Source organism: Streptomyces flaveus, assembly GCF_014647675.1.
Classification (GTDB): Bacteria; Actinomycetota; Actinomycetes; order Streptomycetales; family Streptomycetaceae; genus Streptomyces; species Streptomyces flaveus.
In genome coordinates this window covers 173280-189206 of sequence record NZ_BMPQ01000010.1, presented here as the reverse complement: position 1 = coordinate 189206, position 15927 = coordinate 173280, and the positions used below count along the sequence as shown (strand labels likewise).

At 67.9% G+C, this 15927-nt stretch carries 13 protein-coding genes; 11 read left to right on the top strand and 2 right to left on the bottom strand.

Translation table 11 applies throughout. The features are described from left to right. Positions 1 to 10 precede the first annotated feature (10 nt). Positions 11 to 1009, bottom strand: a complete 999-nt coding sequence (locus IEZ21_RS21875) for an NADP-dependent oxidoreductase (protein ID WP_189323612.1) — start codon at positions 1007 to 1009, stop codon at positions 11 to 13. An 87-nt stretch (positions 1010 to 1096) separates the two neighbouring features. Here IEZ21_RS21875 and IEZ21_RS21870 point away from each other — a divergent pair, with 87 nt between their 5' ends. The 3 genes from IEZ21_RS21870 (at position 1097) to katG (ending at position 4480) form a co-directional block, all read left to right on the top strand. Next, positions 1097 to 1537: a MarR family winged helix-turn-helix transcriptional regulator gene (locus IEZ21_RS21870; protein ID WP_189323611.1), complete on the top strand. Its 441-nt coding sequence runs from the start codon at positions 1097 to 1099 to the stop codon at positions 1535 to 1537. Between the two features lie 253 nt (positions 1538 to 1790). Further along, a complete protein-coding gene (locus IEZ21_RS21865) occupies positions 1791 to 2243 on the top strand; it encodes a Fur family transcriptional regulator (RefSeq protein WP_033320704.1) in 453 nt (150 codons plus the stop codon). 20 nt (positions 2244 to 2263) lie between these two features. After that, on the top strand, positions 2264 to 4480 hold the full coding sequence (katG, locus tag IEZ21_RS21860) for a catalase/peroxidase HPI (RefSeq protein ID WP_189323610.1): 2217 nt from the start codon (positions 2264 to 2266) through the stop codon (positions 4478 to 4480). A 105-nt stretch (positions 4481 to 4585) separates the two neighbouring features. On the opposite strand, the gene IEZ21_RS21855 is transcribed toward katG, so the two are convergent. Continuing rightward, positions 4586 to 5293 (bottom strand): SCO2400 family protein, encoded by a 708-nt coding sequence (locus IEZ21_RS21855; RefSeq protein WP_189323609.1) that lies wholly within the window; start codon positions 5291 to 5293, stop codon positions 4586 to 4588. Positions 5294 to 5555: 262 nt separating this feature from the next. On the opposite strand from IEZ21_RS21855, the gene IEZ21_RS21850 reads away from it, so the two are divergent. The 8 genes from IEZ21_RS21850 (at position 5556) to IEZ21_RS21815 (ending at position 15821) form a co-directional block, all read left to right on the top strand. Beyond that, complete coding sequence (locus IEZ21_RS21850) at positions 5556 to 6713, top strand: mandelate racemase/muconate lactonizing enzyme family protein (protein ID WP_189323608.1); 1158 nt, start codon at positions 5556 to 5558, stop codon at positions 6711 to 6713. Further along, the gene (locus tag IEZ21_RS21845; RefSeq protein WP_189323607.1) at positions 6710 to 7714 is read left to right on the top strand and encodes a zinc-dependent alcohol dehydrogenase; all 1005 of its coding nucleotides are present in this window, start codon (positions 6710 to 6712) and stop codon (positions 7712 to 7714) included. Before IEZ21_RS21850 ends, IEZ21_RS21845 begins: the two co-directional genes overlap by 4 nt. Positions 7715 to 7836: 122 nt before the next feature. Further along, positions 7837 to 8805, top strand: a complete 969-nt coding sequence (locus IEZ21_RS21840) for a hypothetical protein (RefSeq protein WP_033320709.1) — start codon at positions 7837 to 7839, stop codon at positions 8803 to 8805. Between the two features lie 103 nt (positions 8806 to 8908). Beyond that, on the top strand, positions 8909 to 10021 hold the full coding sequence (chvE, locus tag IEZ21_RS21835) for a multiple monosaccharide ABC transporter substrate-binding protein (RefSeq protein WP_189323606.1): 1113 nt from the start codon (positions 8909 to 8911) through the stop codon (positions 10019 to 10021). Between the two features lie 32 nt (positions 10022 to 10053). Beyond that, positions 10054 to 11604, top strand: a complete 1551-nt coding sequence (gene mmsA, locus IEZ21_RS21830; protein WP_033320783.1) for a multiple monosaccharide ABC transporter ATP-binding protein — start codon at positions 10054 to 10056, stop codon at positions 11602 to 11604. After that, the gene (gene mmsB, locus IEZ21_RS21825) at positions 11601 to 12845 is read left to right on the top strand and encodes a multiple monosaccharide ABC transporter permease (RefSeq protein ID WP_033320711.1); all 1245 of its coding nucleotides are present in this window, start codon (positions 11601 to 11603) and stop codon (positions 12843 to 12845) included. The genes mmsA and mmsB overlap by 4 nt, the downstream gene beginning before the upstream one ends. A 4-nt stretch (positions 12846 to 12849) precedes the next feature. Next, the gene (locus tag IEZ21_RS21820; protein WP_189323684.1) at positions 12850 to 13971 is read left to right on the top strand and encodes an aldose epimerase family protein; all 1122 of its coding nucleotides are present in this window, start codon (positions 12850 to 12852) and stop codon (positions 13969 to 13971) included. A 122-nt stretch (positions 13972 to 14093) separates the two neighbouring features. After that, on the top strand, positions 14094 to 15821 hold the full coding sequence (locus IEZ21_RS21815; RefSeq protein WP_189323605.1) for a pyridoxal phosphate-dependent aminotransferase: 1728 nt from the start codon (positions 14094 to 14096) through the stop codon (positions 15819 to 15821). Positions 15822 to 15927 lie beyond the last annotated feature (106 nt).

Here is a 15927-nt window from a genome sequence, read left to right as displayed (position 1 = left end):
CCGGCAGTCGTCAGAGCTTGACGATCATCTTGCCGGTGTTGTCGCCGCGCAGGACTCCGAGGAACGCCTCCAGGTTGTTCTCGATGCCCTCAACCACCGTCTCGCGGTACTTCAGTTCGCCGGAGCGGACCCAGGAGCCGACCTCCTGGACGAACTCGGGCTGGAGGTCGTAGTGGTCGCCGACCAGAACACCCTCGACGCGGAGCCGGTTCTGCAGGATCTTGACCATGTTGCGCGGGCCGGGAGTCGGCTCGGTCGCGTTGTACTGCGAGATCATGCCGCAGATCACGGCCCGGCCCCGCAGGTTGAGCGCGCCGATCGCGGCCTCGAGATGCTCGCCGCCGACGTTGTCGAAGTAGACGTCGATGCCGTCCGGGGCGGCCTCCTTGAGCTGCTCCCAGACCGGGCCGTTCTTGTAGTTGAAGGCGGCGTCGAAGCCGTACTCCTCGACGAGCAGCTTGACCTTCTCGTCGGACCCGGCGGACCCGATGACCCGCGAAGCCCCCTTGAGCTTGGCGATCTGGCCGACCTGGCTGCCGACGGCACCGGCCGCGCCGGAGACGAAGACCGCGTCGCCCTCCTTGAAGGCACCGACGCGCAGCAGACCCGCGTACGCGGTCAGGCCCGTCATACCGAGCACACCGAGGTACGTGCTCAGCGGCGCCGCCTCGGGGTCGACCTTGACAGCCTGCTTGGCGTCCACGACGGCGTACTCCCGCCAGCCGAAGAAGTGCAGGACGTGGTCGCCGACCGCGAAGCCCTCGGCGTTCGAGGCGATGACCTCGCCGACGGCGCCGCCCTGCATGGGCTTGCCGAGCTCGAAGGGGGCGACGTACGACTTCGCGGCGCTCATACGGCCGCGCATGTACGGGTCCACACTGAGGTACTGGTTGCGTACCAGCACCTGGCCCGGACCCGGCTGCTCGACCTCGGTCTCGACGAGGGCGAAATCCTCGGGCTTGGGCCAGCCGACGGGGCGGCTGAGAAGGTGCCATTCGCGGTTGATCATGAGAGCCTTTCCATTTACTTCAGTACCTGAAACAAGCATGCTCCCGAATATTTCAGGTTGTCAAGTAATGGGGGTACGCTGAAGTCCATGGCCACTCCGCAGAAGACCCGCCCCGATGCCCTGACCCTGGAGGTCGTCGACCTCATCGGCACGGTGGTGGCCCGCTACCACGAGGAGTGCGACGACGCCGCCGCCGAGCACGCGCTGACCGGAGCGCAGGCGCGGTTGCTGAGCCTGCTCTCGCTGGAGCCGTTGCCCATGCGAAGGCTGGCCCAGAAACTCAAGTGCGAGCCGTCGAACGTGACCGGGATAGTGGACCGGCTGGAGTCGCGCGGACTGGTCGAGCGGCGGCCCGATCCGGGCGACCGTCGCGTGAAGCTGGCGGCGGTGACGGACGAAGGGCGACGGGTCGCCCGGAGCCTCCGCGAGTCGCTGCACTTCGCGCGTGAACCCCTGGTGGGGCTGTCGCGGGATGAGCGGTTGGCTCTGCGGGACTTGCTGCTGCGGATGCTTGGGACTCCGTCCTGAGGCTGGGGCGCCTACGGAAGTGGGGGATTCGGGAGCGTTGGCGAGTGCGGGTTGTGGTGGGTTGCTCGCGCAGTTCCCCGCGCCCCTTTGGGGCGCTGCCCGAACCGTGACGCACCCGAGAGCACCCCTCTTCTACCGCCGAACAGTGGGGACAGGAAGCTCCATAACGGGACAAATAACACACGACGCGGCACAAAATTAGAACCATTCTTTTTCTTGAACCGTTCGCGTTTGTAGGGGTAGGTTGGGCGCCATGACCGCCTCCCAGTCCCCGACCACCGCCGAGGAGCTGCGCGGTGTCGGCCTCCGGGTGACGGCCGCCCGCGTCGCGCTGCTCGAGACTGTCCGCCGCGGCGACCACCTCGGAGTCGAGGCGATCGCCTCCGGGGTGCGTGAGCGCGTGGGCCACGTCTCCCTGCAGGCCGTGTACGAGGGCCTGCACGCGCTCGCCGCGACGGGACTCGTGCGCCGTATCGAACCGCCCGGCAGCCCGGCCCGGTTCGAGGGGCGTGTCGGGGACAACCATCACCACCTCGTGTGCCGGTCGTGCGGCGTCCTCGCCGACGTCGACTGCGCGGTCGGCCACGCCCCCTGCCTCACCGCATCGGACCACCGCGGCTTTGCCGTCGACGAGGCCGAGGTCATCTACTGGGGCCTGTGCCCCGACTGTTCCACCCCCGCGGTACCTGAGCACCGTGATCACTAGTAGTTCGGAAGGATTCCCCCATGGCCGAGAACCCCGACGCAATCGTCACCGATTCCAAGGCGGAGGGCGCGGGCGGCTGCCCGGTCGCGCACGGGCGTGCCCTGCACCCCACGCAGGGTGGCGGCAACCGCCAGTGGTGGCCTGAGCGGCTCAACCTGAAGATCCTTGCCAAGAACCCCGCCGTGGCGAACCCGCTGGGTGAGGAGTTCGACTACGCCGAGGCGTTCAAGAACCTCGACCTGGCGGCGGTGAAGCAGGACATCGCGGAGGTGCTCTCCACCTCGCAGGACTGGTGGCCCGCCGACTTCGGCAACTACGGCCCGCTGATGATCCGTATGGCCTGGCACAGCGCCGGCACCTATCGGATCAGCGACGGCCGCGGCGGCGCCGGGGCCGGGCAGCAGCGCTTCGCCCCGCTCAACAGCTGGCCGGACAACGGCAACCTGGACAAGGCGCGCCGTCTGCTGTGGCCGGTCAAGAAGAAGTACGGCCAGAGCATCTCCTGGGCCGACCTCATGATCCTCACCGGCAACGTCGCCCTGGAGCAGATGGGCTTCGAGACCTTCGGCTTCGCCGGCGGCCGTGAGGACGTCTGGGAGCCCGAGGAGGACGTGTACTGGGGCCCCGAGACCACCTGGCTCGACGACCAGCGCTACAGCGGTGACCGCGAGCTGGAGAACCCCCTCGGCGCCGTCCAGATGGGCCTCATCTACGTCAACCCGGAGGGCCCGAACGGCAACCCGGACCCGATCGCCGCGGCCCGCGACATCCGCGAGACGTTCCGCCGGATGGCGATGAACGACGAGGAGACCGTCGCCCTCATCGCGGGCGGTCACACCTTCGGCAAGACCCACGGTGCGGGCCCGGCGGACGCCGTCGGCAACGACCCCGAGGCCGCCTCCATGGAGGAGCAGGGCCTGGGCTGGAAGAGCACCCACGGCACCGGCAAGGGCGGCGACGCCATCACCTCCGGCCTGGAGGTGACGTGGACGGAGACGCCCACGCAGTGGAGCAACAACTTCTTCAAGAACCTCTTCGAGTACGAGTACGAGCTCACCCAGAGCCCGGCCGGCGCGAACCAGTGGGTGGCGAAGAACGCCGAGGCGATCATCCCCGACGCACACGACGCGTCGAAGACGAAGCTCCCGATGATGCTCACCACCGACCTGTCGCTGCGCTTCGACCCGATCTACGAGCCGATCGCCCGCCGCTTCTACGAGAACCCGGCGGAGTTCGCGGACGCCTTCGCCCGCGCCTGGTACAAGCTGACCCACCGCGACATGGGCCCGAAGTCGCTGTACCTCGGCCCGGAGGTCCCGGAGGAGACCCTGCTGTGGCAGGACCCGCTGCCTCAGGCCGAGGGTGAGGCCATCGACGCCGCGGACATCACGGCCCTCAAGGCCAAGCTCCTCGACTCGGGCCTGACCGTCTCGCAGCTGGTCAGCACCGCGTGGGCGTCGGCCTCGACGTTCCGTGGCAGCGACAAGCGCGGCGGCGCCAACGGTGCGCGTGTCCGCCTGGAGCCGCAGCGCAGCTGGGAGGCCAACGACCCCGACCAGCTCGCGACGGTCCTGCGCACCCTCGAGGGCATCCAGCAGGAGTTCAACTCCGGCGCCAAGAAGGTCTCCCTGGCCGACCTGATCGTGCTCGGCGGCTCGGCGGCCGTGGAGAAGGCCGCCAAGGACGCGGGCGTCGACGTCGAGGTGCCCTTCACTCCGGGCCGCGTGGACGCGACGGAGGAGCACACCGACGCGGAGTCGTTCGCCGCGCTCGAGCCGTCCGCCGACGGGTTCCGCAACTACCACGGCAAGGGCAACCGGCTGCCGGCCGAGTACCTGCTGCTCGACCGTGCCAACCTGCTCACCCTGAGCGCCCCCGAGACGACGGCCCTCGTCGGTGGTCTGCGCGTGCTGGGCGCCACCCACCAGCAGTCGCAGCTCGGCGTGCTCACCGAGACGCCCGGCAAGCTGACGAACGACTTCTTCGTCAACCTGCTCGACCTGGGTACGACGTGGAAGGCGACGTCCGCCGACCAGACCACGTTCGAGGGGCGCGACGCCGCCACGGGCGAGGTCAAGTGGACGGGCACCCGTGCCGACCTGGTCTTCGGCTCGAACTCCGAGCTGCGTGCGCTCGCCGAGGTCTACGCGAGCGATGACGCCAAGGAGAAGTTCGTGAAGGACTTCGTCGGGGCGTGGGACAAGGTCATGAACCTGGACCGGTTCGACCTCGTCTGATCTCGGCCGATCGCTCCGGTCATTCCGAGTACGGCCTGAGTACGAAGTCCGGGCCGGCCCGCAGGGGCCGGCCCGGACGCCGTCGATTCCGGAGGTGCGCGGAGCTTACGAGCACCAGAACAAGACCTGCCTGCACGTCTGGGAAGGCGTCGGCTCCGGGGACGGAGGCTTCGTCGTCGGCCGGGGATCCGGTGTGTCGGGGTCCGACGGGGCGGTGGTCGGGTCCGGGGCCTCAGGCGTGGGGTCCTCAGACGTCTGCGTGGGCGAGGGCTTCCTGGTCTTGTCTGCGTCCTTGCCCTTGTCCCTCGGCTTCTTCGAACCCGAAGGCGAAGGAGAAGGCGACGCTTCCGGCGACCGCGTGTCCGTCACGCCGGACCCCGCCGCCCCGCCCTCCGACGAGTCCGACGACCCGTCCCCCGACCCGCCCGAGCCCTCGTCGTCCGTGGCGGTGTTCGGCTGCCCCGACGGCGACTCCTTGCCCAGCTCCGCCAGGCTCAGCCCGCCCGCGGCGAGCAGCAGCCCCGCCCCGATCAGCAGGGCCCGCTGCCGCCGACGACGGTGCACCGCGGCCCGCCTGTCCCGTCGAGTCTCCCGCGCCCCACGATGGGACCGGCGTGACCTGGGAGGAGCGTCGGAGGGGCCGTGGGAGTCGTCGTCGTGCGCGTCGTCGTCCAGGGAGGCAGCCGCCTCGTCCCGCGCGTCCGATGCGGCCAGCGACTCGACGTATGCCCGGCAGGCTTCGGCAGGTGTGCCGCACCCCGGGCAGGCGAGAGCGCCATTGAGGTGCCGTTCGCACGGCTGGCAGTAGTCCATGTCGCCGGAAGACTAAATTCCGGACAGGTAACGTTGATAGGGCCAGCTGTGAAAGTTGTGTAGGGAACGGCCAGTTGAGGCATGCCACAGGGGGACAGCACGCACCATCCCCCACCATCCCACCGTTATCGCGTCGAAACCGTTACGCGTTCGACCGCTCGACCCATTGACACTCCGACCGCGATTTCCTTACTGTCGCGACAGCATTTCGAACGAGTGACGAAATCTCGAACAGAGCCGAAGAGTACAGGGAGCGACTGCCGTGCGCATCACTGGAATCAGCACGCACGTGGTAGGGACGCCATGGCGGAACCTGACCTACGTCCAGGTGCACACCGATGAAGGACTCACCGGAGTCGGTGAGACCCGCATGCTGGGCCATACCGACGCGCTGCTCGGCTATCTGCACGAGGCACAGGCCAACCACATTCTCGGGTCGGACCCGTTCGCTGTCGAGGACCTCGTCAAGCGCATGAAGTACGGGGACTACGGCCGCGCGGGCGAGATCGTGATGTCCGGTATCGCGGTGATCGAGATGGCCTGCTGGGACATCAAGGGCAAGGCCCTCGGCGTCCCCGTCTGGCAGCTGCTCGGCGGCAAGGTCACCGACAAGGTCAAGGCGTACGCCAACGGCTGGTACACCACGGAGCGGACCCCGGAGGCGTACCACAAGGCCGCCCAGGAGGTCATGGCGCGCGGCTACAAGGCCCTCAAGATCGACCCCTTCGGCACCGGCCACTTCGAACTGGACCACGAGGCCACCCTCTACTCGGTCTCCCTCATCGAGGCCGTACGGGACGCGATCGGGCCCGACGCCGAGCTGATGCTGGAGATGCACGGCCGCTTCTCCCCCGCCACCGCCGTCCGGCTCGCCAAGGAGCTCGCGCCCTTCAAGCCGGCCTGGCTGGAGGAGCCGGTTCCGCCGGAGAACCTCAAGGCGCTGGAGAAGGTGGCGGCGAAGGTGGACATGCCGGTCGCGACCGGTGAGCGCATCCACGACCGCATCGAGTTCCGCGAGCTCTTCGAGAGCCAGGCCGTGGACATCATCCAGCCCGACGTCGGCCACATCGGCGGCATCTGGGAGACGCGCAAGCTCGCCGCGACCGCCGAGACCCACTACATGCTCGTCGCCCCGCACAACGTGGGCGGCCCGGTCCTGACCGCCGCCTCCCTCCAGGTCGGCTTCACCGCCCCGAACTTCAAGATCCTCGAGCACTTCAACGACTTCGCGGACGCGGAGATCAAGAAGGTCGTCAAGGGCGCGCCCCAGGTCGTGGACGGCTACTTCCACCTCTCCGACGCCCCCGGCCTCGGCGTCGAGCTGGACACGGACGCGGCGGCCGAGTTCCCGCAGCAGCAGGCCCGCTTCGACCTGTGGGCCGACGGCTGGGAGCAGCGCAAGCCCAAGGCGGCACAGTGAGCACCGCGGTCGTCATCGAGGCGCCGGGCGAGCACCGGCTCGTGCCTCACGAGCCCGTCGCTCCGGCCGCCGGGGAGGCCCTCGTACGGGTCCACGCGAGCGGCATCTGCGGCAGTGACCGTGAGGTGTACCAGGGCAACAGGCCCGAGGGGTACGTCCGTTACCCGCTCACGCCGGGCCACGAGTGGTCCGGCACGGTCGAGGCCGTGGGGTCCGGGGTTCCGGAGTCCCTCGTCGGGCGCAAGGTGGTGGGTGAGGGCTTCCGCAACTGCCAGGTCTGCGACCGCTGCCACGCGGGCGAGACGACCCTGTGCACCGCCGGGTACGAGGAGACGGGCTTCACGCAGCCCGGCGCGATGGCGACCACGCTGACGCTCCCGGCACGGCTGCTCCACGTCCTCTCCGACGACGCGGACCTGACCGCCGCCGCCCTGCTGGAGCCGGCCGCCTGCATCGCGGCCGCCGCGCTCAAGGCGAACGCCCGGCCGGGCGAGAGGGTGGCCGTCGTCGGCACCGGGACGCTCGGGATGTTCGCCGTGCAGTTCCTGAAGGCGGGCTCTCCGGGTGAGCTGCTCGTGGTCGGCACCCGCCCGGACCGCGCGGTCCTCTCCAAGGACTTCGGCGCCACGGACTTCCGTACCAAGGACGAGCCGCTCCCCGACGACTTCGACGTCGTCATCGAGACCGCCGGGTCCGCGGACGCGGCCCGCACCGCCGCCTCACTGCTCAGGCGCGGCGGACGGCTCGTCCTGACCGGTATCCCGGCTCCGGGTGCCGACGGACTCGACCCCACCGATCTCGTCGTACGGCAGCTGGAGGTGCACACCGTGTTCGGTGCGGCTCCGGAGGCCTGGGCGCACACGGTGCGGGTGTTCGGTGCCGGTCTGCTCAACCCGCTGCCGCTGGTCACCCACGAGCTGCCGCTGGAGGAGTTCGCGCACGCCATCGAGCTCGTCGGCTCCGGCGACCCGAAGGTCGGCAAGGTGCTGATCAAGCCATAGTTCACGTGGCGCCCGCACCGCCCCACGAGCCGCACGCCGGTACGGAGACCTGACGCTCCGTACCGGCGTGCTTCCACTGACACGAACCATGTCCGAAACATCGAACGCGAAGAAGGACAGTTGTGACCGACGCCTCCGCCACGGCCGCCCGTCGACCCGGTGAGCCGCAGCTCGCCGCGCTCGGCCTGAGTGCGCCCGCCCTCGATCCCGCCGACGCCTCACCGCACAGCTTCCCCGGAGGCGGCCGCTGGCGCACCGAGATCCCTTCGTGCGAGGGTCCCGAGGCGCTGGCCGTGGTCCTCAAGGAGTCCTCGCGCCTCGATGTGCCGATCCACCGGATCAGCCAGGGCAGCGGCGTATGGATGCTGTCCGACGCCGAGATCACCGAGATGGTCGAGGCCACCGCCGAGCGCGACATCGAGCTCTGCCTGTTCACGGGCCCCCGCGGCACCTGGGACATCGGCGGCTCGACCCGTACCGACTCCCGCGGTGGGGGGCTGCGCGCCCGCGGTCATGACGCGGTCGCCGGATGTCTTGAAGACGCCGTTCGCGCAACGGAGTTGGGCGTAAAGTGCCTCCTCGTGGCTGACGAGGGCGTGCTGTGGACCCTGCACCGGGCACGTGCGGCCGGCATCATCCCCGCCGACACGACGCTCAAGGTCTCCGCGCTGATCGGCCCGGTCAACCCTGCGGCGTACGCGGTCTACGAGCAGCTCGGCGGGGACTCGATCAATGTGCCCAGCGATCTGACCCTGGACCATCTCACGGAGATCCGCCGGGTCAGCGCGGCCCCCATGGACATGTACATTGAGGCCCCGGACGATCTCGGCGGCTATGTGCGGATGTACGAGGTCGCCGAACTGATCCGGCGCGGCGCCCCGCTGTACCTGAAGTTCGGCCTGTCCAAGGCCCCCGGAATCTACCCCTACGGGGCCCACATGCGGGACCTGACGCTGAGCACGGCAAAGGAGCGGGTGCGGCGCGGACGGCTCGCTCTCGACCTGCTCGCACGGCACGGAGCGGACGGCGAGATGGCGCCGCTGGGCTCGAGGCTGCCCGGAAAGCTGAACCGGTTCGAAATTCCCTCATAACGTTCCGGATAAACCCTCTTCACAAAAGCTCACGCAGCCGCACACAATCCGACAGCCTCGTCAGATCGATCCGGCGCACCCTCACACATCAAGGATAATGATCATGCGCAACCGCAGAAGTGCCCTCGCCGCCATAGCCGCGGCCTCTTCCCTCGCCCTCACCCTCTCCGCCTGTGGCCAGAACAGTGATGGTGGCAGCGAGGACACCAAGGGCGACGCCAAGGGCTCCACGGTCGGGATCGCCATGCCCACCAAGTCCTCCGAGCGCTGGATCGCCGATGGCGCCAACGTCGAGAAGGGCCTGAAGGCCAAGGGTTACAAGACGAAGCTGGTCTACGGTGAGGACGACCCGGACCAGCAGGTCTCACAGATCGAGAACCTGATCACCCAGGGTGTCAGCGCGCTGATCGTCGCGGCGATCGACAACAAGTCGCTGGACAACGTTCTCCAGCAGGCCGCCGACGCCGACATCCCGGTGATCTCCTACGACCGTCTGATCCTCGGCACCGAGAACGTCGACTACTACGCCTCCTTCGACAACGAGAAGGTCGGCGAGCTCCAGGGCGGCTACATCGTCGAGAAGCTCGGTCTGAAGGACGGCAGCAAGAAGGGCCCGTTCAACGTCGAGCTGTTCGCGGGCTCGAACGACGACAACAACACCAAGTACTTCTTCCAGGGCGCGATGAACGTCCTGCAGCCGTACATCGACAAGAAGCAGCTGGTGGTCAGGTCGGGCCAGACCAAGCTGAACCAGGTCACGACCCTGCGCTGGGACGGTGGCACCGCCCAGAAGCGCATGGACGACCTGCTGACCGCCGCGTACAAGAAGGAGCGTGTCGACGCGGTGCTCTCGCCCTACGACGGCATCTCCATCGGCATCCTCTCGGCGCTGAAGTCCGACGACTACGGCTCCAAGACCAAGCCGCTGCCGATCGTCACCGGCCAGGACGCCGAGGTCGCCTCGGTGAAGTCGATCATCGCGGACGAGCAGAGGCAGACCGTCTACAAGGACACCCGCCAGCTCGCCGAGGTCGCCACCAACATGGTCGACTCCGTGCTGAACGACAAGAAGCCCGAGGTCAACGACACCAAGACCTATGACAACGGTGCGAAGGTCGTGCCCGCCTTCCTGCTCGAGCCCGTCAGCGTCGACAAGACCAACTACCAGAAGGTCGTCGTCGACTCGGGTTACATCAAGGAAAGCGACCTGAAGTAACCGCCGTTTCTCAAGGATTGGAAGGCACGACCATGGCGGGACCCGTCCTGGAAATGCGCTCGATCGTCAAGACCTTTCCCGGCGTCAAAGCGCTGTCGGACGTCACACTGACCGTCCAGCAGGGCGAGGTCCATGCCATCTGCGGGGAGAACGGCGCCGGCAAGTCGACCTTGATGAAGGTCCTCTCCGGCGTCCACCCGCACGGAAGTTACGAAGGAGACATCCTCTTCGAGGGTGAGCTCTGCTCCTTCAAGGACATCAGGGCGAGCGAGCAGCACGGCATTGTGATCATTCACCAGGAGCTTGCCCTGGTGCCGTATCTCTCCATCGCGGAGAACATCTTCCTCGGCAACGAGCACGCCACGCGCGGGCTCATCAGCTGGAGCGAGACGCTGAAGCACGGCTCCGAGCTGATGCGGCGAGTCGGACTGGGCGAGCACCCCGACACCCGCGTCGCCGACATCGGCGTGGGCAAGCAGCAGCTCGTCGAGATCGCGAAGGCGCTGTCGAAGAAGGTGAAGCTGCTCATCCTCGACGAGCCGACCGCGGCTCTGAACGACGAGGACAGCGGCAAACTCCTGGATCTGATCCTGGAGTTGAAGAAGCAGGGCATCACCTCGATCATCATCTCCCACAAGCTCAACGAGATCCGCAAGGTCGCGGACTCGGTGACGATCCTGCGCGACGGGCGCTCCATCGAGACGCTCGACGTGAAGGCTCCGGAGACGACCGAGGACCGGATCATCAGCGGCATGGTCGGCCGCGATCTCGAACACCGCTTCCCGGAGCGGACGCCGCATCACCCTGAGGAGGGTGCGGCGCCCGCCCTGGAGATCCGCAACTGGACCGCGCACCACCCGATCGACCAGCAGCGCAAGGTGGTCGACGACGTGTCGATCTCCGTGCGGCGCGGGGAGATCGTCGGGATCGCGGGACTGATGGGGGCGGGCCGTACCGAGCTCGCGATGAGCGTCTTCGGGCGCACGTACGGCCGGTACGCGGGCGGCACGGTCCTCAAGGACGGCAAGGAGATCCGTACCAAAACCGTCCCGGAGGCGGTCAAGCACGGGATCGCGTACGTCACCGAGGACCGCAAGCACTACGGGCTCAATCTCATCGACACCATCAACCGCAACATCTCGCTGAGCGCCCTGAACAAGGTCTCGAAGCGCGGGGTCGTCGACGAGCACGAGGAGCGCCAGGTCGCCGAGGGCTTCCGCAAGTCCATGAACATCAAGGCGCCGACGGTCTTCGAGCCGGTGGGCAAGTTGTCCGGCGGCAATCAGCAGAAGGTCGTCCTCAGCAAGTGGATCTTCGCGGGTCCGGATGTGCTGATCCTGGACGAGCCGACGCGTGGCATCGACGTGGGTGCCAAGTTCGAGATCTATACGGTCATCGACAAATTGGCGGCCGAGGGCAAAGCGGTCGTCTTCATCTCCTCCGAGCTGCCCGAGCTGCTCGGTATGTGCGACCGCATCTACACCATGGCCGCGGGACGACTGACGGGTGAGTTCTCGCGGGCCGAGGCTTCGCAGGAAGTGCTGATGCGTCAGATGACAAAGGACAAAGAGGTAACACGATGAGCACGGATGTGACCGCCAAGACCCCGGCCGGCGCGCCGCCGGGCAAGAGCGGATCGGCTGCGGACGACGGTCTGCTGAAGCTGATGCTGGACGGCATGCGCCGCAACATGCGGCAGTACGGCATGCTGATCGCCCTCGGTCTGATCGTGGCGCTGTTCGCCGTGTGGACCGACGGCGACCTGCTCCTGCCGCGCAACGTCTCCAACCTGGTGCTGCAGAACAGCTACATCCTGATCCTCGCGATCGGCATGATGCTCGTCATCATCGCGGGCCATATCGACCTGTCGGTCGGCTCGCTCACCGCGTTCGTCGGCTCGATCGCCGCGGTACTGATGGTCAACAACGACATCGCCTGGCCAGTGGCCGTGGTCATGTGCCTGGCGCTGGGAGCGGCCGCGGGCGCGATGCAGGGCTTCTTCATCGCGTATCTGGGGATACCGTCCTTCATCGTCACCCTTGCCGGAATGCTGCTCTTCCGCGGTCTGACCGAGATCTTCCTGGAGGGCCAGACCATCGGCCCGTTCCCGAAGGGGCTGCAGAAGGTCGCCAACGGCTTCCTGCCCGAGGTCGGCCCGAACACCAACTACCACAACCTCACCCTGCTGCTCGGCTTCGCGCTGATCGCCTTCGTGGTGCTCCAGGAGATGCGCGACCGCAAGCGCCAGCAGGAGTTCGCCCTGGACGTGCCGCCGGCCAAGCTCTTCATCCTCAAGCTTGTCGCGCTGGTCGCCGCCATCCTCACCGTCACGATGCTGCTCGCCAGTTACAAGGGCACTCCGGTGGTGCTGCTGATCCTCGGTGTGCTGGTCGTCGGCTTCGGCTATGTGATGCGCAACGCCGTCATCGGCCGCCATGTGTACGCGATCGGCGGCAACCTGCCCGCGGCCAAGCTGTCGGGTGTGAAGGACAAGAAGGTCACCTTCCTGGTCTTCCTGAACATGGGCATGATGGCAGCCCTGGCGGGAATGGTCTTCGCGGCCCGCTTCAACGCGGCCTCGCCCAAGGCCGGTCTCAACTTCGAACTCGAGGCGATCGCCGCCTCGTTCATCGGCGGCGCCTCCATGAGCGGCGGCGTCGGCACGGTCCTCGGCGCCATCATCGGCGGCCTCGTCCTGGGCGTGCTGAACAACGGCATGAACCTCGTCGGCGTCGGCACCGACTGGCAGCAGGTCATCAAGGGCGTCGTGCTGCTGGCAGCGGTCGGCTTCGACGTGTGGAACAAGCGCAAGGTCGGTTCGTAACTCCATCTGTACGCGGTACGGGGGCCCCTGTGGGCCCCCGTACCCATGTCCGCCCACGACCACAGGAGGCAGGAAGCCCGTGAAGGAGCTCTTCGGCAAGCTCGCCGACGGGACGAAGATCTACCGCTGGTCGCTGGAGAACGGCGGCACGCGCCTGAAGGTCCTCTCCTACGGCGGCATCGTCCAGTCCCTGGAGATCCCCGACAGCCGCGGCCAGTACGCGAACGTGTCCCTCGGTTTCGCCAACATCGAGGACTACGTCGCCTCCAGCCCGTATTTCGGCGCGCTGATCGGCCGGTACGGAAACCGCATCGACCAGGGCAGGTTCACCCTGGACGGCAAGGCGTACCAGGTGGACGTCAACGACGGCGAGAACAGCCTGCACGGCGGCGCCGAGGGCTTCGACAAGCGGGTGTGGGACATCGAGCCCTTCACCGAGGGCTCCGACGTCGGCCTGTACCTGCACCACACGTCCGTCGACGGCGAGATGGGCTATCCCGGCACGCTGCAGACGAAGGTCACGTACACCCTGACCCAGCAGGGCGACTGGCGCATCGACTACGAGGCCACCACCGACAAGACGACGGTCGTCAACCTCACCAACCATGTGTACTGGAACCTCGCGGGCGAGAGCAGCGGTTCGATCCACGACCACGAGCTGACGGTCGCCGCCTCCCGCTACACCCCGGTCGGCAAGGGCCTCATCCCCACCGGTGAGCTTGCCCCCGTCGCGGGCACCCCCTTCGACTTCCGCGTCACGAAGACCGTCGGCGGGGACCTCCGCGGGGCGCACCAGCAGCTGCTGCACGCGCAGGGCATCGACCACAACCTGGTGCTCGACAAGGGCGTCACGGCCGAGCCCGAGCACATCGCGACGCTGAGCGACCCGTCGTCGGGCCGCACCCTGTCGGTCTCGACGACCGAGCCGGGCGTGCAGTTCTACTCCGGGAACTTCCTCGACGGGACGCTCGTCGGCACCGGCGGCACCGTCTACCGCCAGGGCGACGCGCTGTGCCTGGAGACCCAGCACTTCCCCGACTCGCCGAACCAGCCGGAGTTCCCGTCCACCACGCTCCGGCCGGGCCAGACGTACCGCTCGGCGACTGTCCACTCGTTCGGCCGCTGAAACGTTCCGGGAGAACAAATCTCCCCAGGTTTCCCATCAGTTGAACACAGCCCCATTTTCGCCCGTACAAGAGGGCGGCCCGCATCGTGTCCGCGCGGGCCGCCCCCACGGACGGAGGGTCCATGGCCGACAACGTCACCTCGCTTTTCCGCACCGGCGCGCACAGCCCCTCGATGGCCGCGCTGGCACGAGAGAGCGGGGAGTCGGGTCCGCTGGACTTCTGTATCCCGTGCAATCCGTACTTTCCGACGCCGGCGATGTTCGAAGAGCTGACGCACCGGCTGCGCGAGATCATCACGTTCTACCCGAGCAGCGCCGACACCATCACCGGTGAGCTGTGCAATCTGCTCCAACTGCCCCCGCAGTGCGTCGCGATGGGCAACGGGTCGACCGAACTGATCACCTGGATCGACCACTTGCTGGTCCGCGAGTCCCTGGCCATCCCCGTCCCCACCTTCGGCCGCTGGACCGACCAGCCGTTGGAGACCGGCAAGCGCGTCGACATGTTCCCGCTCCAGGAGAGCAACGGCTTCGCACTCGATCCGGCCCAGTACATCCAGTTCATCCGCTCCCGCGGCAGCCGGGTCGCCGTCATCTGCAACCCGAACAACCCCGACGGCGGCTTCTTGCCCCGCCAGACGATCCTCGCCTTCTGCGACGCCCTCGCCGATCTGGACCTGGTCATCATCGACGAGTCGTTCCTGGAGTTCGCCGACGCGGAGGCCGAGCCGAGCATCGTCGAGGACGCGGTGATGCGCCCCAACGTGATCGTGCTGCGCAGCCTCGGCAAGAACTTCGGCCTGCACGGCATCCGCTTCGGCTACCTGGTCGCCAACCCGTCCCTGGCCGGCAAGATCCGCTCCATGCTGCCCAAGTGGAACCTCAACTCCTTCGCGGAGACCGTGGTGTTCATGCTCCGGGACCATGGCGCCGAGTACCTGGAGAGCCTGCACCAGGTCCGCCGCGACCGCCTCGACATGGCCCGCCAGCTGTCCCAGCTGCCCGGTCTGACCGTGTATCCGTCCCAGGGCAACTTCCTCTTCGTGCGCCTCCCCGTGGGCGCCGAGGGCACCGTGGTCCGGGATCAGCTGCTCACCGAGCACCGGATCCTGGTCCGCGAGTGCGGCAACAAGATCGGCTCGTCCAGTCGCTTCCTGCGACTCGTGGTCCGGCCTCAGGTGGATGTGCGTCGCCTGGTGTCCGGCCTGGAGTCGGTGCTCTACGGGTCCAGGAGGGGAGCCGCCGTGCCCGAGCCGAACAACAACTACAGCTCGGGTACGGCGGCCGTGGACCGGCTCGTCAGCTCCACGAACGGATCGGGCATGCAGGGCCTCGCGGCCGCGGCCCAGGGGCAGGGCCAGCAGCAGCAACAGCAGCCTCAGTTGGCGCCGGTCGCCCAGTGGCCGCAACAGCAACAGCAACAGCAACCTCAGCTGGCGCCAGTCGCCCAGGGGCGGCAGCAGCAGGGGCTGCTTACCGCTGTGGGCGCCATGGGACAGGGGCAAGGGCAGGGGCAGGGTTTCGGTCAGCAAGGCCAACAGCCTCAGCAGCAGCCGATGACCGCGATGGCTCAGGCCCAGCAGCAGGCCGGGCTGAGCCCCGTGGGCGCGGGTCAGCCGCAGCAACAGCAGCAGCCGGGGCTGAGCCCGGTGGCCGCGAACGGCCAGCCCCAGCAGGAACCTTGGCTGACCCCCGTGGGCCAGCCGCAGCCCCAACAGCAGCAGCCGGGCCTCACGCCGGTCGCCCAGCCCGGCCCACAGCCGATGCCGCAGCCCACCCGCTGGCCGGCCGCCGCCGCATCCCGCGGCACCCCTTGGCCGGAAGCGCCCGCGAACAACCGGGTCGGCTGACCGACGAGCCGGACCGGTTGCCCGGAGGCCTCGCTCTTCCCGCGACGAGGCCTCCGCCGGCCGGGAGGATCGGGCGAGTCGCCCAGGACCTTCGCCAGCAGGTCCC